18 protein-coding genes are annotated in these 21956 nt (G+C 59.9%); 11 read left to right on the top strand and 7 right to left on the bottom strand.

Going from position 1 to position 21956, the window contains the following annotated elements; translation table 11 throughout:
- Window positions 1–183: 183 nt before the first annotated feature.
- The 6 genes from L8H52_RS18855 to gap all read right to left on the bottom strand — a co-directional run bounded on the left by L8H52_RS18855 (window position 184) and on the right by gap (window position 6969).
- Entirely contained in the window at window positions 184–579 is a 396-nt protein-coding gene (locus tag L8H52_RS18855) for a YbaN family protein (RefSeq protein WP_242208187.1), read from the bottom strand.
- 163 nt (window positions 580–742) lie between these two features.
- On the bottom strand, window positions 743–1339 hold the full coding sequence (locus L8H52_RS18850; RefSeq protein ID WP_242208188.1) for a biliverdin-producing heme oxygenase: 597 nt from the start codon (window positions 1337–1339) through the stop codon (window positions 743–745).
- A gap of 111 nt (window positions 1340–1450) precedes the next feature.
- The gene (locus L8H52_RS18845) at window positions 1451–4036 is read right to left on the bottom strand and encodes a TonB-dependent receptor (protein ID WP_242208189.1); all 2586 of its coding nucleotides are present in this window, start codon (window positions 4034–4036) and stop codon (window positions 1451–1453) included.
- A gap of 122 nt (window positions 4037–4158) precedes the next feature.
- Entirely contained in the window at window positions 4159–5124 is a 966-nt protein-coding gene (locus L8H52_RS18840) for a FecR domain-containing protein (RefSeq protein WP_242208190.1), read from the bottom strand.
- Window positions 5125–5249: 125 nt separating this feature from the next.
- On the bottom strand, window positions 5250–5768 hold the full coding sequence (locus L8H52_RS18835; RefSeq protein WP_242208191.1) for a sigma-70 family RNA polymerase sigma factor: 519 nt from the start codon (window positions 5766–5768) through the stop codon (window positions 5250–5252).
- A gap of 199 nt (window positions 5769–5967) precedes the next feature.
- A complete protein-coding gene (gene gap, locus L8H52_RS18830) occupies window positions 5968–6969 on the bottom strand; it encodes a type I glyceraldehyde-3-phosphate dehydrogenase (protein WP_242208192.1) in 1002 nt (333 codons plus the stop codon).
- Window positions 6970–7189: 220 nt separating this feature from the next.
- Here gap and edd point away from each other — a divergent pair, with 220 nt between their 5' ends.
- From edd to L8H52_RS18775, 11 genes are all read left to right on the top strand, one after another.
- Entirely contained in the window at window positions 7190–9016 is a 1827-nt protein-coding gene (edd, locus tag L8H52_RS18825; RefSeq protein ID WP_242208193.1) for a phosphogluconate dehydratase, read from the top strand.
- Window positions 9013–9972: a glucokinase gene (locus tag L8H52_RS18820; protein ID WP_242208194.1), complete on the top strand. Its 960-nt coding sequence runs from the start codon at window positions 9013–9015 to the stop codon at window positions 9970–9972. Before edd ends, L8H52_RS18820 begins: the two co-directional genes overlap by 4 nt.
- 179 nt (window positions 9973–10151) lie before the next feature.
- Complete coding sequence (locus L8H52_RS18815) at window positions 10152–10883, top strand: response regulator transcription factor (RefSeq protein WP_242208195.1); 732 nt, start codon at window positions 10152–10154, stop codon at window positions 10881–10883.
- On the top strand, window positions 10873–12342 hold the full coding sequence (locus L8H52_RS18810) for an ATP-binding protein (protein WP_242208196.1): 1470 nt from the start codon (window positions 10873–10875) through the stop codon (window positions 12340–12342). The genes L8H52_RS18815 and L8H52_RS18810 overlap by 11 nt, the downstream gene beginning before the upstream one ends.
- Before the next feature lie 310 nt (window positions 12343–12652).
- Window positions 12653–13912 carry an AGE family epimerase/isomerase gene (locus L8H52_RS18805; RefSeq protein WP_242208197.1) on the top strand — a complete coding sequence of 420 codons (1260 nt, stop codon included), beginning with the start codon at window positions 12653–12655 and terminating at the stop codon, window positions 13910–13912.
- Window positions 13913–14030: 118 nt separating this feature from the next.
- Complete coding sequence (locus L8H52_RS18800) at window positions 14031–15332, top strand: ABC transporter substrate-binding protein (protein ID WP_242208198.1); 1302 nt, start codon at window positions 14031–14033, stop codon at window positions 15330–15332.
- 156 nt (window positions 15333–15488) lie between these two features.
- Complete coding sequence (locus L8H52_RS18795; protein WP_007917874.1) at window positions 15489–16397, top strand: sugar ABC transporter permease; 909 nt, start codon at window positions 15489–15491, stop codon at window positions 16395–16397.
- Window positions 16390–17235 carry a carbohydrate ABC transporter permease gene (locus tag L8H52_RS18790; RefSeq protein ID WP_038369190.1) on the top strand — a complete coding sequence of 282 codons (846 nt, stop codon included), beginning with the start codon at window positions 16390–16392 and terminating at the stop codon, window positions 17233–17235. The genes L8H52_RS18795 and L8H52_RS18790 overlap by 8 nt, the downstream gene beginning before the upstream one ends.
- Window positions 17236–17237: 2 nt before the next feature.
- Window positions 17238–18398 carry an ABC transporter ATP-binding protein gene (locus L8H52_RS18785; protein ID WP_242208199.1) on the top strand — a complete coding sequence of 387 codons (1161 nt, stop codon included), beginning with the start codon at window positions 17238–17240 and terminating at the stop codon, window positions 18396–18398.
- Between the two features lie 131 nt (window positions 18399–18529).
- On the top strand, window positions 18530–19879 hold the full coding sequence (locus tag L8H52_RS18780; protein ID WP_242208200.1) for a carbohydrate porin: 1350 nt from the start codon (window positions 18530–18532) through the stop codon (window positions 19877–19879).
- Window positions 19880–19991: 112 nt separating this feature from the next.
- Entirely contained in the window at window positions 19992–20846 is an 855-nt protein-coding gene (locus L8H52_RS18775; protein ID WP_242208201.1) for a D-hexose-6-phosphate mutarotase, read from the top strand.
- A gap of 225 nt (window positions 20847–21071) precedes the next feature.
- Here L8H52_RS18775 and L8H52_RS18770 read toward each other — a convergent pair whose 3' ends face one another.
- Window positions 21072–21932: a MurR/RpiR family transcriptional regulator gene (locus tag L8H52_RS18770; protein WP_169842436.1), complete on the bottom strand. Its 861-nt coding sequence runs from the start codon at window positions 21930–21932 to the stop codon at window positions 21072–21074.
- Window positions 21933–21956: the final 24 nt, after the last annotated feature.

Raw genomic sequence — 21956 nt, 5'->3', positions numbered from 1 at the left:
AATCCATTCAGCGCCATTCAATGCTCATCGGCGTGGAACGAGAGCGCATGAGGCGGCTGCCGACGAACGGTCAGCGCTAAACGTTTGCGCAGGGGAAAGTGCTGAAAAAGCGATTAATTACAGGGATGTTTCAGGACGGTGACGGCGCTTGTCACGGGCGGGAGAGACTTGTGGCGAGCGTGATCAGACAGTTTTTGCCAGAGATTCCGGGCGCGACCAGATCCACAGATTGCCCAGGCTCATCCCGGTAATCGCCAGATAAACCGGCCAGCCGTGATCGAGCATCAGCAGCATCAAGGTGGCGCACAGCAACATGCTCACCGTGGCGCTGACCTTGGCCTTGCGCGCAATGATCTTGCCGTTGCGCCAGTTGCTGAGGATCGGCCCGAACAAGCGGTGATTTTCCAGCCAGGCACTCAGGCGCGGCGAGCTGCGGGTCGCGGCCCAGGCGGCGAGGAGGATGAACTCGGTGGTCGGCAGGCCCGGCACGACAATGGCGATCAGGCCGATGCCGAGGCTGACGTAGGCCAGCAGTCCGAACAGCAGACGGGCGAGTTTCGAGGAGGCGGGTTGCGGCATGGGCTCAGCGGTGGCTTCTGAAGCGGAATGGAGATCTTACAGGCTTACGCAGTTCCTATGTGGGAGCGAGCCTGCTCGCGAAAGCGGTGGACCAGTCACATTAATGTTGAATGTGCTGCCGTCTTCGCGAGCAGGCTCGCTCCCACAAGGAATCAGTGTTGTGTCAGGCCAATTCGGCTTCAGTGGCGTAAGCCTGTTCCAGCAGCACGGTAAAGCGGTTGAACGCGTCGATTGCGCCTTGCTCCACTTCGGCCTCTTCTTCAGCACTGAACTGCAGCGAATCGAGGGTACGCACGAAGCTCTTCCAGCCCTCGGCACGGCCACCTTCTGGCTCGCCGAGGTGACGGGCACCAAAGGTTTCGCTCAGCTCCAGCGCCACGGCGCGTTTGATCAGGAACGCCGCGCCGAGCTTCGAACCTTCGGAAACAAAGATCCAGCCCAGCGCACGAGCCTTGCTCGGGTTCTTCACCGCGCCCGCAACCGGCGCCGGCACTTCGGTGTCCAGATCAGCCAGGTCAGCCTTGGCCGCTTCGGCGCGGCAACGCGCTGGCAGGTCAGGGACAATGGCAGTCAGTTCGGCATCGTTGTACAGCTCGACCAGTTCCGACTGGAACAGGTATTGCGCAACGACGAAGCGGGCGAAGTTGGCGCGGGTCTCGAACGGCGCATGCGCCTTCACCAGTGCATCGAGCCTGGTGTGCGGTTCGTTGGTGATCTGGTTCAAGCGTTGTGAACGCAGGGCTTTTTCCGAAGTGGTCATGACATGTCCTTGATAAAAGAGGCGCTTGATAACGAGACGAACGACAAGACGTGCAAGCGTAAAAAAACCTCACGGCGCGATGTGTGAAAACGCGCAGTGAGGTCGACCGGATCAGATATCCCAGATCAGGTTGATCGCGAAGTTGCGGCCCGGTTGGGTCAGGCGATCGAGATTGGCCGGTTGCGTCACCGAAGCTTCGCCGACGCTGTCGTAACCGCGCACGTCATCCCACAGCCAGTATTTCTTGTCGGTCAGGTTGTAGATGCCGCCGCTGACGGTGACGTCGTCGGTGACTTTGTAATAACCGGCCAGATCCAGAATGCCGAAGCCCGGCGTCTTGAACTGACTGCTGACGCCATCCGGCGATTTGAAGTTGCTGTCGTCGACGCGATCCTTTTTCTTCACCACGGTCCAGCTCAGCAGGCCGCCGTAGTTGTCCTGGTCGTAGCCCAAACCGAACACGCCGGTCAGCGGGTTAACACTGTTGAGCGGCTCGCCGTTGTCGTTGTTGCGACCGTAGGCGTAGGCGATCGAGCCCTGGGTGTAGAGGCCTTGTGGGGCGCCGAACGCATCCAGATTCAGACGACCTTTGACTTCCGCGCCTTTGATGGTGGCGTGCTTGATATTGGCCGACTGGAAGGTCAGTTCGTTGCGGCCCGGGGTCACAGCGTCTTCGTTGATGAAATCGCGATACTTGTTATAGAACACCGCTACGTCGAACGAGCCTTGCTCGAAGTTGCCGCGCAGACCGGTCTCATAGCTTTTGCTTTTTTCCGGTTCGAGGTCCGGGTTCGGCGCCACGCTATAACCGGTGGTGGTGTTTTCGAAGCGGCCGTACAGGGCTTTCGCGGTCGGCGTGCGGAAGCCTTCGGCGTATTGACCGTACCAGGTGTAGTTCTCGGTCAGGGCGTAGGTCAGGCCGAATTTCGGTGAGACTTTGTGCCAGGTCTTGTTCTCGTCGCTGACTGTGCCTTGGCCATCCGCTGCCACGGTGTTGAGGAATTCCTGAGTGATGTGCGGCTTGAGCTGGGTGTAGTCGTAGCGCAGGCCCGGCAGGAAGGTCCAGTTGTTCCAGCTGATCTGATCCTGAGCGAACACGCTGTAGGTGTTGATGGTCGGGTCCGGGAAGTCGGTGGCTTTGGCCAACACGTCAGCGGTACTGGTTGCGCCGATGGCGGTGCAGCCACGGCCAACGGCCAGGCAGGTACCGTCGCCGCTGCGCGAGCCGGTGACTTTCTGTTGCTTGATGGTGGTGCCGTAGGTCAGCACGTGATCGGTGTCGCCGATGGCGAACGCCTTGTCCAGTTGCGCATCGAAGACCCACTGCTTTTCTTCGTAAATGGTGTCGCGAGTACGCAGCACTTTACGGGTGATCGGGTAGTAGAACTCGGTGGTGCTCTGGTCGGTCTTGGCGATCTGGTGGTTGAGGCTCCACTTCACGTTGTCGACCAGCAGGCTGTCGAGGGCGAAGCGGTGTTCGATACCGAAGCGCTCACGGGTGATGGTGTCGTTGCCGGTGCGCCACTGGTACATGCCGCCGGGCAGCACGCTGTCCGGAATGGTCGGCGCGCCGTTGAAGTATGGGCCGCCGTAAGCACTTTTCTGATCGGTGTCGCGATCATCCTTGTACTTTTCGTAGGTCAGACCCAGACGCGAATCTTCGTTGTAGTTCCAGCCGATCTTGGCCAGCACGTTGTAGGCGTTGACGTCTTCCGGGTTGGCCGCAGTGCGTTCCAGACCGGTGCCGTTGTTGCTGCCGTAGGAATCGGTTTCGTGGCCGTCGCGCTGGCTGTAGTGCAGCAATCCATCGAACTGCTCGGCACGGCCGGCCACGGTGGCGGACTTCAACCAGCTGTCATCGGCCGAGCTGTAACCGGTTTTCAGACGAGCACCGACGTCTTTGCCCGGCTTGATGATGTCGTCGGCATCGAGGGTGTAGTAGCTGACGGCGCCGCCAATGGCGTTGCTGCCGTACAGCACCGAGGCCGGGCCACGGAGGATTTCCACGCGTTTGACGATTTCCGGATCGACGTAGTTGCGCTGGGTCTTGGCATACGGGCCGTTGAAGAAACCGTCCGGGACTTCCACGCCGTCGACTTGCGTCAGGATGCGGTCGCCGTCGATACCACGGATGTTGTAGCCGCTGATGCCGCCACGGGTGCCGGCGCCGCCGACGGAAACGCCCGGCTCATAACGCACCAGATCCTTGATGGTGTTGACGTTGTTGCGGTCCAGGTCCTGACGGGTCTGCACGGTGACAGTGGCCGGCACGCTATTGACCGACTGCTCCTGACGGGTGGCGCTGATGGTCACCTGATCCAGATTGAGCGTGCCGCTGGCGTTGCGCTTTTCCAGCACGACATTGTTGTTGCTGATTTTGCGGAAGCTCAGATTGGTCCCCACCAACAGACGCTCCAGGGCCTTTTCCGGTGGCAGCGAGCCACGCACGCCCGGCGACGACACGCCCTGACCCAATTCTGCCGGCAAACCGACCTGCCAACCGGTCACGGCGGTGAAGGCATTGAGCGCCGACACCAGCGGCTGCTGACCAATGGCGAACGAGTAATCGCCCATGTTGCGCGTCGGTTGCTCGGTGGCCGCCATCAGCGGTGCAGCACCGGCCATCAGGATGGCAGCGGTCAGCAGCGACAGCACGCGGGAAGGGGAGGAAGTCTGGCGGGTAAGGCGTGAGGACATCGATAGCGCTCCGTGTCGCACGAATCTTTATAGGGGCTGATTGGCTTCGCGTGTTGCGAATCAATTGCATTGGCTATAACGAGACGTACTGACGTTGGCTATCGAGTAAAAATAATTCTCATTTAGTTCAGGATGACCACGGCGGGGAATTCTTTCAGTTGCGCCGAGGTGATGTGCGCGAGGGAGCGAACCACGTCGAGCGGCTGATCGAGACGGTAATTGCCAGTCACGGCGACGTCGGCCAATTGCTCGTTGGTGTTGATGATCCAGCCTGGATAGTAGCGGCGCAATTCGGCCAGCACCTGATTCAGCGGGCAGTTCTCGAACACCAGCCGGCCCTGCACCCACGCCAGATCGGTGTTGGCATCGAGTTTGGCCGGGCGGTCAAAACCGTTGGGACCGATGCGGATGCTCTCGCCGGCCGTCAGGCGCACACGGGCATCGTTGTGGGTGGCGCGCAGATCGACATCGCCGCGTTGCACATTGACCTGCGCGACGCCATCGAGATAACGCACGGCGAACGCGGTATCGCGCACGCTGGCAGTGACCGGGCCGGCATCGATTTCCAGCGGTTGACTGCGGCCGCTGGCAATCTCGAAAAACGCCTCGCCCTGAAATAACCGGGCAACGCGCTGCTGATCGTTGATGGTGCTGGAGAATGCCGAGTTGGTATTGAGCAGGACTTTCGAGCCGTCCTCCAATTGCAGACGTTGGCGCTCGCCAACCACAGTCAAATGATCGGCCTGAATGCGCATCGGCAAATTGCTGAAACTGAACAGACCGAGCACCAGCACCGCGGCGGTGGCCAGCGGTTTCCAGTGCGGACGCAGACGCTTGAGGAAGGTGACTTTCGCAGGTTTGGCCGCGAGGGATTGCGCGCACTGGGCGATTTGCGGGCCGTCCCAGATCGCTTGGGCCTTGGCGAACGCTTCGGCATTCAGCGGATCGGCCGCCAGCCAGGCGTGAAATTGCCGGGTCTGCTCCTCGTCCGGGCTGCCGAGCACGATGAGCCAGTCCAGTGCCTGGTCCATTGCGTTTGCAGCGTCCTGCACCGAATCCGGCGAAGGCGAGCGGTGGGTGTCCGTCACGGTGGTTCCTCGGCAGTGTCTGCGCACGGCTGTTTTTCTAAGTGAAGCGTAAAAGTCGGGCAAGGGTAACAAAGCCCGATGATCCGTGCAGTCGATCCGCGCACTTACAGAAAGGGCCTACAGTATCAGTCGCCATTCAGACGTTCAGCGACGCCGATGCAAATGCTCATGATCAGCTTCAATTCTTTTTGTACGGTGCTGAGGGAGACGTTCAGTTCATCAGCGATTTCCTGATAACTGTTCCCGTGCAAACGGCTGAGGATGAAAATCTGCTGCTGGCGGGGGCTGAGTTGACTGAGGCTCACATTCAGGCGCTCCAGCATCTGTTCGGCGTGTGCGGCATCTTCGGCGCTGCTGGCGGGGGCGGCGACGCTGTGCACGATATCTTGCGGCACATCATCGACCATGGTTCGCGAGTGGATCTTGCGCGCGCGCAAATGATCCAGCGCCAGATTGCGCGCGGTCTGGAAGACAAAGGGTTCGAGGTGATCGATGGCCCGCTCGCTCAACGCCCGCGTCACGCGCAGGTAGGTCTCCTGCAACAGGTCTTCAGCGGTGCTGTGATTGTTGACCATCCGTTCCAGCGTGCGTAGCAAGGACGTGCGCTGGGTGAGGAAGACGTGGTTGAAGCGCGATTGACTCACGGGAGGACCTGATCGATTTCCAGCGAATGATAATGCTTATCATCTGCCTGTATGGTCAAGCCCTGATTTTGAATAGAACGAAAAACCTTGTGGGAGCGAGCCTGCTCGCGAAAGCGGTGTATCAGCCAACATAAATGTTGAATGACACATCGTATTCGCGAGCAGGCTCGCTCCCACAGGGGCAGGGGATAACCTGGGATTACTCGGCGTTACACAGCGCCAGGCAGTTATCCAGCATGCGGTTGGAGAAGCCCCACTCGTTGTCATACCAGGCCAGCACTTTCAGCAGTTTGCCGCTGGCTTTGGTGTGGTTGGCGTCGAAGATCGACGACAGCGGGTTGTGGTTGAAGTCGCTGGACACCAGCGGCAGGGTGTTGAAACCGAGAATCTTCGAATGCTGGCTCGCGGACTTCATCAGCGCGTTGACTTCTTCGGCGCTGGCTTCTTTTTTCAGCTGTACGGTCAGGTCCACCAGCGACACATTGATCACCGGCACGCGCACGGCCATGCCGGTCAGTTTGCCGGCCAGTTCCGGCAGCACCAGGCCCACTGCTTCAGCAGCGCCGGTCTTGCTCGGGATCATGTTCTGCGTGGCCGAACGCGCGCGGTAGGGGTCGGTGTGATAGACGTCGGTGAGGTTTTGATCGTTGGTGTAGGCATGAATGGTGGTCATCAGACCGCTTTCGATTCCCAGCTCGCGGTGCAGCACTTGCGCCACGGGCGCCAGGCAGTTGGTGGTGCACGAAGCGTTGGAGATGATCTGGTGCGACTGGCGCAGAATGTCGTGGTTCACACCGTAAACGACGGTGGCGTCGGCGCCCTTGGCCGGGGCCGAGATGATCACTTTGCGCGCGCCGGCAGTAAGATGCGCGGCCGCTTTGGCGCGATCGGTAAAGAGACCTGTGCATTCGAACACCACATCAATCTTTTCCGCCGCCCATGGCAGTTCGGCCGGGTTGCGAATCGCGCTGACCGCGATGCGGTCGCCGTTGACGGTCAGACTTTCGTTGTCATGCTCGACTTGAGCATCGAATGTGCCGTGAACGGTGTCGTATTTGAGCAGATGAGCATTGATCGAGCTGTCGCCCAGATCGTTGATGGCGACGATCTGCAAATCCTGTCGATAGCCTTGGGTATACAGTGCGCGCAGGACATTACGGCCGATGCGGCCAAAACCATTGATTGCGATTCGAAGAGTCATTGAACAGCGCCGCCGTCGTTTTGTTGTTGGAATTACAAGATTATTCGCATAAAAATAGAAAACAAGCCTTTTTAGTGGCAATATTTTGTTTTATCTACAACGAGTGACCTGAATCAACTGGTCCGAATGGTCAAAAAAGCCGTCTGTCATTCCAACAACAACGGCGTTTGATCAGCATAGACAATCAGGTCGCCACATCCGTTAGCCTGGAGTTCTACACATGCATCCCCGCGTCCTTGAGGTCACCGAACGGCTTATCGCCCGCAGCCGCGCCACGCGTCAGGCTTACCTTGCACTGATTCGCGGCGCCGCCACTGACGGGCCGATGCGCGGCAAGCTGCAATGCGCCAACTTCGCCCACGGCGTGGCCGGGTGCGGCAGCGAAGACAAGCACAGCCTGCGGATGATGAACTCGGCGAACATCGCCATTGTGTCTTCGTATAACGACATGCTCTCGGCGCACCAGCCGTACGAGGTGTTCCCGGAACAGATCAAGAACGCCCTGCGCGAAATCGGCTCGGTTGGCCAGTTTGCCGGCGGTACTCCGGCGATGTGCGACGGCGTCACCCAAGGTGAGCCGGGCATGGAACTGAGCCTGCCGAGTCGCGAAGTGATTGCCATGTCGACCGCTGTGGCGCTGTCGCACAACATGTTCGACGGCGCGCTGATGCTCGGCATCTGCGACAAGATCGTGCCGGGCCTGATGATGGGCTCGCTGCGCTTTGGCCACCTGCCGACGATTTTCGTCCCGGGCGGGCCGATGGTCTCGGGGATTTCCAACAAGGAAAAAGCCGACGTGCGGCAGAAGTACGCCGAAGGCAAAGCCACCCGCGAAGAGCTGCTGGAATCGGAGATGAAGTCCTACCACAGCCCGGGCACCTGCACCTTCTACGGCACCGCCAACACCAACCAGTTGCTGATGGAAGTCATGGGCCTGCACTTGCCGGGCGCTTCTTTCGTCAACCCGAACACGCCGCTGCGTGACGCGCTGACCCGCGAAGCCGCGCATCAAGTCACGCGTCTGACCAAGCAGAACGGCAACTTCATGCCGATCGGCGAAATCGTCGACGAGAAGTCGCTGGTCAACTCGATCGTCGCGTTGCACGCCACCGGCGGCTCGACCAACCACACCCTGCATATGCCGGCGATCGCCATGGCGGCGGGCATTCAACTGACCTGGCAGGACATGGCCGACCTCTCCGAAGTCGTGCCGACCCTGAGCCACGTCTACCCGAATGGCAAAGCCGACATCAACCATTTCCAGGCGGCGGGCGGCATGTCGTTCCTGATCCGCGAACTGCTTGGCGCCGGTCTGCTGCACGAAGACGTCAACACTGTGCTCGGTCATGGCTTGAGCAAATACACCAAAGAACCGTTCCTTGATAACGGTGAACTGGTCTGGCGCGAAGGCCCGGTCGACAGCCTCGACGAAAACATCCTGCGCCCGGTCGCCCGTGCATTCTCGCAGGAAGGCGGTTTGCGCGTGATGGAAGGCAACCTCGGTCGCGGTGTGATGAAAGTGTCCGCCGTCGCGTTGGAAAACCAGATCGTCGAAGCGCCGGCCATGGTGTTCCAGGATCAGCAGGATCTGGCCGATGCGTTCAAGGCTGGTCTGCTGGAAAAAGATTTTGTCGCAGTGATGCGCTTCCAGGGCCCGCGTTCCAACGGCATGCCGGAACTGCACAAGATGACGCCGTTCCTCGGCGTGCTGCAGGATCGCGGCTTTAAAGTGGCGTTGGTGACTGACGGGCGCATGTCCGGCGCCTCGGGGAAAATCCCCGCAGCGATTCACGTCAGCCCCGAAGCTTATGTCGGTGGCGCTTTGGCGCGCGTGCAAGAGGGCGATATCATCCGCGTCGATGGCGTCAAAGGCACTTTGCAACTCAAGGTCGACGCCGCAGAATTTGCAGCGCGCGAACCCGCCAAAGGCCTGTTGGGCAACAACATCGGCAGCGGTCGCGAACTGTTTGGCTTTATGCGTTTGGCCTTCAGCTCGGCGGAGCAGGGCGCCAGCGCCTTCACTTCTGCCCTGGAGACGCTTAATTGAAACTGGCTTTGGTCGGTGACATCGGAGGCACCAACGCACGGTTCGCGTTGTGGAAAAACCAGCAACTGGAATCGGTTCAGGTTCTGGCCACCGCCGACCACGCCAGCCCGGAAGAGGCGATCAGCCTCTACCTGAGCGGGCTCGGTCTGGCGCCGGGCTCGATCGGTTCGGTGTGCCTGTCGGTGGCCGGCCCGGTCAGTGGGGATGAATTCAAGTTCACCAACAACCACTGGCGCCTGAGCCGCACGGCGTTCTGCAAAACCTTGCAGGTCGAGCAGTTGTTGCTGGTCAACGACTTCTCGGCGATGGCGCTGGGCATGACCCGTTTGCAGCCCGGCGAATTCCGCGTGGTCTGCGAGGGCACGCCGGAGCCGTTGCGCCCGGCGGTGGTGATCGGTCCGGGCACTGGCCTTGGAGTTGGCACCTTGCTTGATCTGGGTGACGGTCGTTTTGCGGCATTGCCGGGCGAGGGCGGTCACGTCGATCTGCCGCTGAGCAGCCCGCGTGAAACCCAGCTGTGGCAGCACATCCACAACGAGATTGGCCATGTCAGCGCGGAAACGGCGTTGAGCGGCGGCGGTCTGCCACGGGTTTACCGGGCGATCTGCGCGGTGGACGGCCATGAACCTAAGCTGGATACGCCGGAAGCGATCACGGCAGCCGGTCTGGCAGGTGATCCGATTGCGCTGGAAGTGCTCGAGCAGTTCTGCTGCTGGCTCGGCCGTGTCGCCGGCAACAACGTGCTGACCACGGGCGGGCGTGGCGGGGTGTATATCGTCGGCGGGGTGGTTCCACGCTTTGCCGATTTCTTCCTTGAAAGCGGTTTTGCCCGCAGCTTTGCGGACAAAGGTTGCATGAGTGATTACTTCAAAGGCATTCCGGTGTGGCTGGTGACAGCGCCGTATTCCGGGCTTGTCGGTGCCGGTGTGGCCTTGGATCAATCAACCCCAACCTGAAATGCAATCCAGTTGTGGGAGCGAGCCTGCTCGCGAAAGCGGTGTGTCAGTCAACAGATCTGTTGAATGTTTAAACCGATTCGCGAGCAGGCTCGCTCCCACATTGGTTCTGTGGTGTTTGCAAGTTCGATGCTTAAGGCATAATCCGCCCCAATTCCAACAACAAGGATGCCTTCGAAGTGAGCTCAGTCAACAAGTCGATATTGTTGGTCGATGACGATCAGGAAATACGCGAGTTGCTGGAAACCTACCTGACCCGCGCCGGGTTTCAGGTACGTGCCACCGCCGATGGCGCCAGTTTCCGTCAGGCCCTCAACGAGGCGCCGAGCGATCTGGTGATCCTCGATGTCATGCTGCCCGACGAAGACGGCTTCAGCCTCTGTCGTTGGGTGCGTCAGCATCCGCGTCAGGCGCAGGTGCCGATCATCATGCTCACCGCCAGTTCCGACGAAGCCGACCGCGTGATCGGTCTGGAACTCGGCGCCGACGATTACCTCGGCAAACCCTTCAGCCCCCGCGAACTGCAAGCACGGATCAAAGCCCTGCTGCGGCGTGCGCAATTCGGTCAGGAGCGCAGTGGCAGTGATGTGCTGTCCTTCGACGAGTGGCGGCTGGACATGGTCAGCCATCGGCTGTTTCACACCGACGGCGAGGAAGTGATTCTCTCCGGCGCCGACTTCGCCCTGCTGAAGCTGTTCCTCGATCACCCGCAGGAAATCCTCGACCGCGACACCATCGGCAACGCCACCCGTGGCCGCGACCTGATGCCGCTCGATCGCATCGTCGACATGGCCGTCAGCCGCTTGCGCCAGCGTCTGCGCGACACCGAGAAACCGCCACGACTGATTCGCACCGTACGGGGCAGCGGCTACCAATTGGCAGCCAACGTGGTTGCCGGCAATGGTCACTGACTCGCTGCGTAAACTCGCCGCCAAGGTCCCGGTGCCGCGCTCGTTGCTCGGGCGGATGTTGCTGCTGACGCTGTTGGCGGTGCTGTTCGCGCAAACATTGTCGAGCGTGATCTGGGTCTCGCAACTGCGCGCTACGCAGCTCGAAGGCCTGGTCACCAGCGCCCGCAGCCTTGCCCATTCTATGACCGCCAGCGTCAGCTATTTCCGCTCGTTGCCGGTGGCTTATCGGCCGTTGGTGCTCGACCAATTGCGCAGCATGGGCGGCACCCGCTTCGTGGTGACGCTCAACGACAAACCGCTGGGCATGGACGTGCTGCCGGTGACGCCGCGTAAAGCGGCGGTGATGAAAGCGGTCGACGAAGTGCTGCGCCAGACGCTCGGCAATGACACGGATATTTCGGTGACCTTTGTCAGCCCCGAAGATCTGCGGATCTTCAACGCCGGGCTGAAACTCGATGAATTGCCGCGCTCGTGGGCGCATTACGCGCTGACGCTGGAACCGGTCAATCCGCCCGTTCTGGTCACGCAGATTCAGATGGCGCCGGGCGAATGGCTGTACATCGCCTCGCTGTTGCCCGAGCCGTACACCAGTCTTGAAGAACAAGGCCTGCCCTCGCAACAGGTGTGGTTCATCGTCCTCACCAGCGGATTCCTGCTGCTGTTCATCGGCCTGCTGGTGCACTGGCAAAGCCGGCCGCTCAAACGTCTGGCACGGGCGGCACGGGATTTGTCGCTGGGCGCCGATGTCGAGCCAGTGGCCGAGGGCGGCGGCAGCGAAGTGGTCGAAGTGGGCCGTGCATTCAACACCATGCGCGAGCGCATCAGCCGTTACCTGACCGAACGCAGCCAGTTGTTCAGCGCGATCTCCCATGATCTGCGTACACCGATCACGCGTTTGCGTTTGCGCGTCGAATTGCTAGAAGACGAGAAGCTGCAGGCCAAGTTCGGCCGCGATCTGGATGAGCTGGAACTGCTGGTCAAAGGCGCGCTGCAATGCGTGAAAGACACCGACATCCACGAGAACATCGAACCGGTGGATCTCAATCATGTGCTGGATTGTCTGGTCGAGCCTTATCTGGCGCCGAATGGCAACGGTCGCGTGACGCAGCATGGTCGCGCGCTGGCGGCGTATCCGGGCAAGCCTTTGGCGTTGAAACGCTGCATTGGCAATCTGATCGACAACGCGTTGAAGTATGGGCAGAACGCGCATCTGCATATCGATGACGATGACAGCGCGTTTGTCTTGCACGTTGATGATGAAGGCCCGGGCGTGCCGGAGCAGCGCTTGGAGCAGGTGTTTGAGCCGCACTTTCGGTTGGCGGGGCAGCAGCAGGGGTATGGGCTTGGGTTGGGCATCGCGCGCAATATTGCCCACAGCCATGGTGGGGAAGTGACGTTGCAGAATCTGCGTGAGGGTGGATTGCGGGTGACCCTGCAATTGCCGCGTTCGGTGGATTAGGTCAAAAGCTTTCCCTCACCCTAGCCCTCTCCCAGAGGGAGAGGGGACTGATCGGGGAATGCTGCAGAGATACGCCGACCTGGAAGTCCGGTAGCGAATCCATAATCGACTCGATGTGTCAGGTCGGCGGATAACTCAGCACCACTCGGTCGGCCCCCTCTCCCTACGGGCGGTCCGACGTTTCGGGAGGGCTGGGGTGAGGGTGGTTCTTTTGTCACGATCCGGTGACAAACCCCGCCCCCTTCGTTACAAGCCCACCCCGGCCCGTTGTTTAGACTCCCCGCAGTCATAACAACAAAAAAGGCCACCCATGGATATCTTCCAACCCGGCTTCAGCAGTTGGCTGAACGCCCCTGCCCACCAGCAATGGCTCGCCGCCGAAGGCCTGCGTCTGCTGGATTTCGCCAAGGCATCGAAACTGCCCGAAGGCTTCGGCAACCTCGACGAACGCGGCCGTCTGCCAGCGAACGCGCAAGCCGAAACCATGAACACCGCGCGCATGACCCACAGCTTCGCCATGGCCCACATTCAGGGCCTGCCGGGTTTCGCCGAGCTGGTCGATCACGGCATCGCCGCCCTGCGCGGGCCGTTGCGTGATGCGTTGCACGGCGGCTGGTTCGCCGTCGCCGAACACCGCGACGACAACACCGGCAAGAACGCCTATCTGCATGCCTTTGTCGCACTGGCCGCCAGTTCCGCTGTGGTTGCAAAGCGCCCCGGCGCCCAAGCGCTGCTGGATGACGCCATCGATATCATCGACACGTATTTCTGGAGCGAAGAAGAGGGCGCCATGCGCGAATTCTTCAATCGCGACTGGAGCGAAGAAGAAGCCTATCGCGGCGCCAACAGCAACATGCACGCGACCGAGGCGTTCCTCGCGCTGGCCGATGTCACCGAAGATCCGCGCTGGCTGATTCGCGCGCAACGCATCGTCGAGCGGGTGATCCACGGTCACGCCGCCGGCAACGGTTACATGGTCATCGAGCACTTCGATCGCGATTGGCAGCCGCTGCGCGAATACAACCACGACAATCCTGCTGACGGTTTCCGCCCTTACGGCACCACACCCGGTCACGGTTTCGAGTGGGCGCGGCTGTTGCTGCACCTCGAAGCGGCGCGGGTGCAGGCCGGTATGCTCACCCCCGGCTGGCTCGCCACTGACGCGGCAAAACTCTTCGAGAACAACTGCCGTAACGGCTGGGACGTCGATGGTTTGCCGGGCATCGTCTACACCCTCGACTGGGACAACAAAGCCGTGGTCCGCCATCGCCTGCACTGGACGCACGCCGAGGCCAGCGCCGCTGCCAGCGCCTTGCTCAAACGCACCGGCGATGAGCAATACGAGGCGTGGTACCGACTGTTCTGGGAATTCTGCGAGATGAATTTCATCGACCGTTGCGACGGCAGTTGGCACCACGAACTCAATCCGCAAAACATCCCGAGCGCCGATATCTGGGCGGGCAAGCCCGATCTGTATCACGCCTGGCAGGCGGTGCTGATTCCTCGTCTACCCTTGTCACCCAGTATGGCCACCGCGCTGGCGCAGCCGTCCCAGAGCATTCCTGTGTAACCATGTGGTGACATTCGCGCGTCCCTTCGTTACCTGCGAGGGGAAACGTCCTGTTTAAACTCCTGTGCAGCGCAAGCACCAGACTTGCATGCATAACAACAAGAAAGGTACATCTCAGATGAATGCGATTTCTCGCCTCGCTACTGTCATTTCTGTCGCCTCCCTGTTCCCGCTCGCAATTCTGCCTCTCAGTGTTTCCGCTGCCGAATCCAAAGGTTCGGTCGAAGTCGTGCACTGGTGGACGTCCGGTGGCGAAAAAGCCGCTGTTGATGTGCTCAAGGCGCAAGTCGAAAAAGACGGTTTCACCTGGAAAGACGGCGCTGTCGCCGGTGGTGGCGGTGCCACTGCCATGACCGTGCTGAAAAGCCGTGCAGTCGCCGGCAACCCGCCTGGCGTTGCTCAGATCAAAGGCCCGGACATTCAGGAATGGGCATCGACCGGTCTGCTCGACACCGACGTGTTGAAAGACGTCGCCAAGTCGGAAAAGTGGGACAGCCTGCTCGACAAGAAAGTCTCCGATACCGTGAAGTACGACGGTGATTACGTGGCCGTACCGGTGAACATTCACCGCGTGAACTGGCTGTGGATCAACCCGGAAGTGTTCAAGAAAGCCGGGATCACCAAGAACCCTACCACCCTCGAAGAATTCTACGCCGCTGGCGACAAGCTCAAGGCTGCGGGCTTCATTCCGCTGGCTCACGGCGGTCAGCCTTGGCAGGACAGCACCGTGTTCGAAGCCGTGGTGCTTTCGGTCATGGGTGTCGATGGTTACAAGAAAGCCCTGGTTGACCTGGACAACGCCGCGCTGACCGGCCCGGAAATGGTCAAGGCACTGACCGAGCTGAAGAAAGTCGCGACCTACATGGACGCTGACGGCAAAGGTCAGGACTGGAACCTGGAAGCGGCCAAAGTCATCAATGGCAAGGCCGGCATGCAGATCATGGGTGACTGGGCCAAGTCCGAATGGACCGCCGCCAAGAAAGTCGCTGGCAAGGATTACGAGTGCGTAGCCTTCCCGGGCACAGACAAGGCGTTCACCTACAACATCGACTCGCTGGCTGTGTTCAAGCAGAAAGACGCAGGCACTGCGGCCGGTCAGAAAGACATCGCCAAAGTCGTGTTGGGTGAAAACTTCCAGAAAGTCTTCAGCATCAACAAAGGCTCGATCCCGGTTCGCAACGACATGTTGAACAACATGGAATCGTTGGGCTTCGACTCCTGCGCACAGACTGCTGCCAAGGACTTTCTGGCGGACGCCAAGTCCGGCGGCCTGCAACCAAGCATGGCGCACAACATGGCGACCACGCTGGCGGTGCAAGGCGCGTTCTTTGATGTCGTGACCAACTACATCAACGACCCGAAAGCCGACCCGGCCGACACCGCCAAGAAACTCGGCGCTGCGATCAAGTCGTCCAAATAAGCGTCGGTAGCGCAGGCTTCTCCTGTGGGAGCGAGCCTGCTCGCGAAGGCGTTGTGTCAGTTGCTCCATCCGTCGACTGACACTCCGCATTCGCGAGCAGGCTCGCTCCCACAAGGGATCTCACTGTAGTTTTTATTCCCTGTACTGGATTTCCCCATGAGTTCTGTTGCTGTGTTCAGCAAGGCCTCGCCGTTCGATGCATTGCAACGCTGGCTACCCAAACTGGTGCTGGCGCCGAGCATGTTCATCGTACTGGTGGGCTTCTATGGCTACATCCTGTGGACGTTCGTGCTGTCGTTCACCACCTCGACTTTTCTGCCTAACTACAAGTGGGCGGGTCTGGCGCAATACGCGCGTTTGTTCGACAACGACCGCTGGTGGGTCGCGAGCAAAAACCTCGCAGTGTTCGGCGGTATGTTCATCGGCATCACTTTGGTGATCGGTGTGTTGCTGGCGGTGTTCCTCGACCAGCGCATTCGTCGCGAAGGCTTTATCCGCACCATTTACCTGTACCCGATGGCGCTCTCGATGATCGTTACCGGTACCGCCTGGAAATGGCTGCTCAACCCGGGCATGGGCCTGGACAAATTGTTGCGTGACTGGGGCTGGGAAGGCTTCCGTCTCGACTGGCTGATCGACCCTGATCGCGTGGTCTACTGCCTGGTGATCGCCGCTGTCTGGCAAGCCTCGGGCTTCATCATGGCGATGTTTTTGGCCGGTCTGCGTGGCGTTGATCAATCGATCATCCGCGCCGCGCAGATCGATGGCGCAAGCATGCCGACGATCTACTGGAAAGTGGTTCTGCCAAGCCTGCGTCCGGTGTTCTTCAGTGCGGTGATGATCCTTGCGCACATCGCGATCAAGAGCTTCGACCTGGTTGCGGCGATGACTGCCGGTGGCCCGGGTTATTCCTCCGACCTGCCCGCAATGTTCATGTATTCCTTCACCTTCAGTCGCGGCCAGATGGGCATGGGCTCGGCCAGTGCGATTCTGATGCTCGGTGCGATCCTCGCGATCATCGTGCCTTACCTGTATTCCGAGCTGAGGACCAAGCGCAATGACTAGTCTCGCTGCCAAACCCGCTATCAGCCTGAGTCGCATCGCGATCTACGCAGTGCTGATCATCGCCGTTCTGCTTTATCTGGTGCCGCTGGTGGTGATGTTGCTGACCAGCTTCAAGACCCCGGAAGACATCAGCACCGGCAACCTGCTGAGCTGGCCGACCGTGGTCAGCGGCATCGGCTGGGTCAAGGCCTGGGCCACGGTTGACGGTTACTTCTGGAACTCGATCAAGATCACCGTCCCGGCTGTGATCATCTCTACCGGCATCGGCGCATTGAACGGTTATGTGCTGTCGTTCTGGCGCTTCCGCGGTTCGCAGTTGTTCTTCGGTCTGTTGTTGTTCGGCTGCTTCCTGCCGTTCCAGACCGTGCTGCTGCCGGCCTCGTTCACCCTCGGCAAAATGGGCCTGGCGAGCACCACCACCGGCCTGGTGTTTATTCATGTGGTTTACGGTCTGGCGTTCACCACGCTGTTCTTCCGTAACTACTACGTAAGCATTCCGGATGCGCTGGTGAAAGCTGCACGCCTGGACGGTGCGGGTTTCTTCACGATTTTCCGGCGCATCATTCTGCCGATGTCGACGCCGATCATCATGGTCTGCCTGATCTGGCAGTTCACCCAGATCTGGAACGACTTCCTGTTCGGTGTGGTGTTCTCCAGCGGTGATTCGCAGCCGATTACGGTAGCGCTGAACAACCTGGTCAACACCAGCACCGGCGCCAAGGAATACAACGTTGATATGGCAGCGGCGATGATCGCCGGCCTGCCGACCCTGCTGGTCTATGTGGTCGCAGGCAAGTATTTCGTGCGCGGGCTGACGGCCGGCGCAGTCAAGGGGTAATCATGGCAACGCTCGAACTTCGCAACGTAAACAAGACCTACGGTGCCGGCCTGCCGGACACCCTGAAGAACATCGAACTGTCGATCAAGGAAGGCGAATTCCTGATCCTTGTTGGCCCGTCGGGCTGCGGCAAATCGACGTTGATGAACTGCATCGCCGGTCTGGAAACCATCACCGGCGGCGCGATCATGATCGGTGATCAGGACGTCAGCGGCATGAGCCCGAAGGATCGCGACATCGCCATGGTGTTCCAGTCGTACGCGCTGTACCCGACCATGAGCGTGCGCGAGAACATCGAATTCGGTCTGAAGATCCGCAAGATGCCGCAGTCGGCGATCGACGAAGAAGTCGCGCGCGTCGCCAAACTTCTGCAGATCGAACATTTGCTGAACCGTAAACCGGGTCAGCTTTCCGGTGGCCAGCAACAGCGTGTGGCTATGGGCCGCGCACTGGCGCGTCGGCCGAAGATTTATCTGTTCGACGAACCGCTGTCCAACCTCGACGCCAAACTGCGTGTCGAGATGCGCACCGAAATGAAACTGATGCACCAGCGCCTGAAAACCACCACGGTCTACGTGACCCACGACCAGATCGAAGCGATGACGCTGGGCGACAAGGTGGCGGTGATGAAGGACGGCATCATTCAGCAGTTCGGCACGCCAAAAGAGATCTACAACGACCCGGCCAACCTGTTCGTGGCGAGCTTCATCGGTTCGCCGCCGATGAACTTCATTCCCCTGCGTCTGCAACGAAAGGACGGTAGTCTGCTGGCGCTGCTCGACAGCGGTCAGGCGCGTTGCGAGTTGCCGATGTGCATGCAGGACGCCGGCCTTGAAGATCGCGAAGTGATCCTCGGTCTGCGCCCGGAACAAATCGTGTTGGCGAACGGCGAGGGCAATGGCCTGCCAAGCATTCGTGCCGAAGTGCAGGTCACCGAGCCGACCGGCCCGGACACTCTGGTGTTCGTCAACCTCAATGAAACCAAAGTCTGCTGCCGTCTGGCGCCGGACGTGGCACCGCAGGTGGGCGAAAGCCTGACGCTGCAATTCGATCCGTCGAAAGTGTTGTTGTTTGATGCCAACACCGGTGAGCGCCTCGGCACTGCCGGTCAACCGCAGACCGATGCGCGGTCTGCGAACGTGGCGCAGTTCAAAGGCCGCTGAAGAACAAATGTGGGAGCGAGCCTGCTCGCTCCCACAAAGGAGCACGCGGTGGATTGCCTGTAATCCATCGCACTTTATGTAAACCGCGTTAGATAAAAACAGTTAATAACAATAAAGACGAGGATGTAGGGATGAAAAAGAAACACGTCAATGTCCGGTTGATCTGCCAAGTGTCAGCTGCGGCGGCATTGGTGCTGGCCGGTAACGCCATGGCGGCGGACGCCTTCAGTTCCGATTCGAAATGGATGACCGGCGACTGGGGTGGCGAGCGTACCAAGCTGATCGAGCAGGGTATCGACATCAAGGCTGACTACGTTGGGGAAGTCGGTGGCAACCTGCACGGTGGCTACAACGACGACAAGACCGCGCGTTACGCTGACCAGTTCGGTCTGGGCGTGGCACTCGATCTGCAAAAGCTGTGGGGCTGGGATAACACCCAGGCGAAGATCCAGCTGACCAACCGTAACGGCTACAACATCTCCAACGATCGCGTTGGCGATCCGCGTGCCGGCACCCTCAGCTCCTCGCAAGAAGTCTACGGCCGTGGCCACATGGTGCGTCTGACCCAATTGTGGATTCAGCACCAGTTCTTCGACAACAAACTCGACGTCAAGGCCGGTTACTTCGGTGAAGGCGAAGACTTCAACACCTTCCCGTGCGACTTCCAGAACCTCGCGTTCTGCGGTTCGCAAGTGGGTAACTGGGCAACCAACATCTGGTACAACTGGCCCGTCAGCCAGGCCGCGATCCGCGTCAAGTACAACATCAACGACGAGCTCTACGCGCAGATCGGTGCGTACAACCAGAACCCGTCGCAGCTGGAACACGGCAACGGCTTCAAGCTCAGCGGCAGCGGCACCGCCGGTACTGTGTTGCCGGTCGAGTTGGTCTGGTCGCCGAAGGTCAACAGCCTGCCGGGCGAATACCGCGTCGGTTACTACAAGAGCACCGCTGATGCCAGCGACGTCCGTGAAGACGTCAACGGTTTCGACGCTGCAACCACTGGCGATGCCTACAAAACCCACAGCAGCAAGCACGGCTACTGGTTCGTCGCGCAACAGCAGCTCACCAGCCACAACGGTGATGCTTCTCGCGGTCTGAACATCGCCGCCAACGCCACCTTCCACGACAAGGACACCAACTTCATCGATAACTACCAGTCGGTGATGTTTGTCTACAAAGGCCCATTCGACGCGCGTCCGAAGGATGACGTCGGTATCGGCGCGGCGCGTATCCACGTCAACGATGACGTGAAGAAAAACGCCGAGCTGCTGAACGCTTCCAACGGTGTTTCGGACTACGACAATCCGGTGTTCTCGCCGATTCGTGAAACCGAATACAACTACGAGATCAACTACGGCTTCCACGTCACCAACTGGCTGACCGTACGTCCTAACCTGCAGTACATCACTCACCCGGGTGGGGTGGATGAAGTGGACAACGCATTGGTCGCTGGCCTGAAAATTCAGTCTACGTTCTAACGCGTCTGCGATAAGCTCCTCTCTATGTGCGCATATTTGCGGACAGCCCTGGCTGTCCGCTTTTTTTTGAGGGTTCGCGCAGCCCGTTACAGTGAATTCGGAACCGTGGCAAATGCATGAGCATCCGCTACAACGCTTCTTCAAATCCCTGCGTGAACAACCGGTGTTCGCCTGGGAGCGCTATCAGATGCGCGACGTGTTGGTGATCGATCATCCGCTGTGTCAGGCGGTGTTCAGTCGTCAGGGCGCGCAGTTGTTGCACTTTCAACCGCGCGGGCAAAAGCCGTGGTTGTGGTGTGCGGCGAAGTGGCCGCACGTGGGTGCCATTCGCGGTGGCGTGCCGGTGTGCTGGCCTTGGTATGGCCGTCATCCCAGCGAAAACGCCTGGCCGTCCCATGGCTGGGCACGGTTGCTCGACTGGAAGTTGCTCGACAGCAGCAGCACCGACGACGGCGTGCGCCTGCACTGGCAATTGCAGCTGTGTGACTGGCAGGTTGACCTGCATGCACATCTGGGCGAACGCATGGAATTACGCCTGAGCACCGAGCATCAGGACGACATGCCCTGCCAGTTGAGCCAGGCTTTGCACGCTTACTGGCGTATTGGCGATGTTGGTGAGATAGCGCTGTCTGGGCTCGAAGGGGCGCAGGGTTATGACCAGTTGAATCGCCAGGTTTGCCAGCAGGAAGGCGAGTTGCGGGTGGATGGCGGATGTCAGCGAGTGTTTCAGCATGACGGTGAATTGCAGCTGAAGGATCATGCCTGGCAGCGCGAGTTGTGCATTGATACCGGTGACAGTGCGGATACGGTGGTCTGGCATCCGGGGGCACGGCCGTTGTTGGGCGTGACGTGGGATGAGATTTCGGAGTTTGTCTGTGTGGAAGCGGCGGCGGGTGGGACGGACAGCCTGCATCTGGCGCCGGGGGAGAAGGCGCATTTGAGTTTGCAGGCGTGGGCGGCGGCTTGAGTGTGCCAGTCACATCGTAGCCCCTCACCCTAGCCCTCTCCCGGTGGGAGAGGGGACTTACCGAGTTGGATTGGCTATGTCCACCGACTTGCGACTATAACGGTGATCTTGGCTTGGCCAAACCTGAGGTCGGTTTGAACGTTCAGGTCGATGTAACCCCTGAGAGCACCTCGGTCGGCCCCCTCTCCCTCCGGGAGAGGGCTGGGGTGAGGGTGCTTTTGATCTTTAGTTGAATTCATCCCCAACCGGATACCGGCTCGCATTCAAACTCTCTTTGATCTTGCGCAAATGCGGCTGGAAATCCACCCCGCGACGCAAGGTCATCCCGGTCGCCAGCACATCCAGCACCGTCAACTGAATGATCCGCGACGTCATCGGCATATAAATGTCGGTGTCTTCCGGCAACGGAATATTCAGGCTCAAGGTACTCGCCTTGGCCAGCGGCGAATTCTCCGCCGTCAAACCCAACACCGAAGCACCGTTCTCGCGTGCAATGCGCGCCACTTCGACCAGCTCACGGGTGCGCCCGGTGTAGGAAATAATCACGAACAACTCACCGGTATGCGCCACCGACGCAATCATCCGCTGCATCAGCACATCGGCATGCGCAGTGACCGCCAGGTTGAAGCGGAAGAACTTGTGCTGCGCATCCAAAGCCACGGGCGCCGAAGCCCCGAGGCCGAAAAAGTGGATCTGCCGCGCCTGAATCAACAGGTCGACAGCACGGCTGATCAGGTTCGGATCGAGCGCCTGGCAAGCACTGTCCAGGGAGGCAATGGCGCTGCCGAAAATCTTCTGCGTGTACGCCTCGGGATTGTCGTCGGCCTCGACCGCGCGGCTGACATACGCCGCGCCACTGGCCAGGCTCTGCGCCAGTTGCAGCTTGAGTTCCGGGTAGCCGCTGACACCGAACGAACGGCAGAAACGGTTGACCGTCGGTTCGCTCACCGAGGCCGCCTGGGCGAGGGCGGCGATGCTGAAGCGGGTGGCCTGCTGCGGGTTGAGCAGGATCACCTCGGCGACCTTACGTTCGGCCTTGTTCAGCTCTTCAAGGCGACTCTGGATCTGTTCCAGTAAATTTCGCACGCGGTCCATATGGAATTCCTGATT

Origin of the sequence: Pseudomonas sp. CROZ-RG-20F-R04-15 (assembly GCF_022662375.1) — a bacterium.
In the GTDB taxonomy this organism is placed as follows: Bacteria; Pseudomonadota; Gammaproteobacteria; order Pseudomonadales; family Pseudomonadaceae; genus Aquipseudomonas.
The sequence above is the reverse complement of the archived record's forward strand: the minus strand, read 5'-3'. Positions and strand labels throughout refer to the sequence as shown.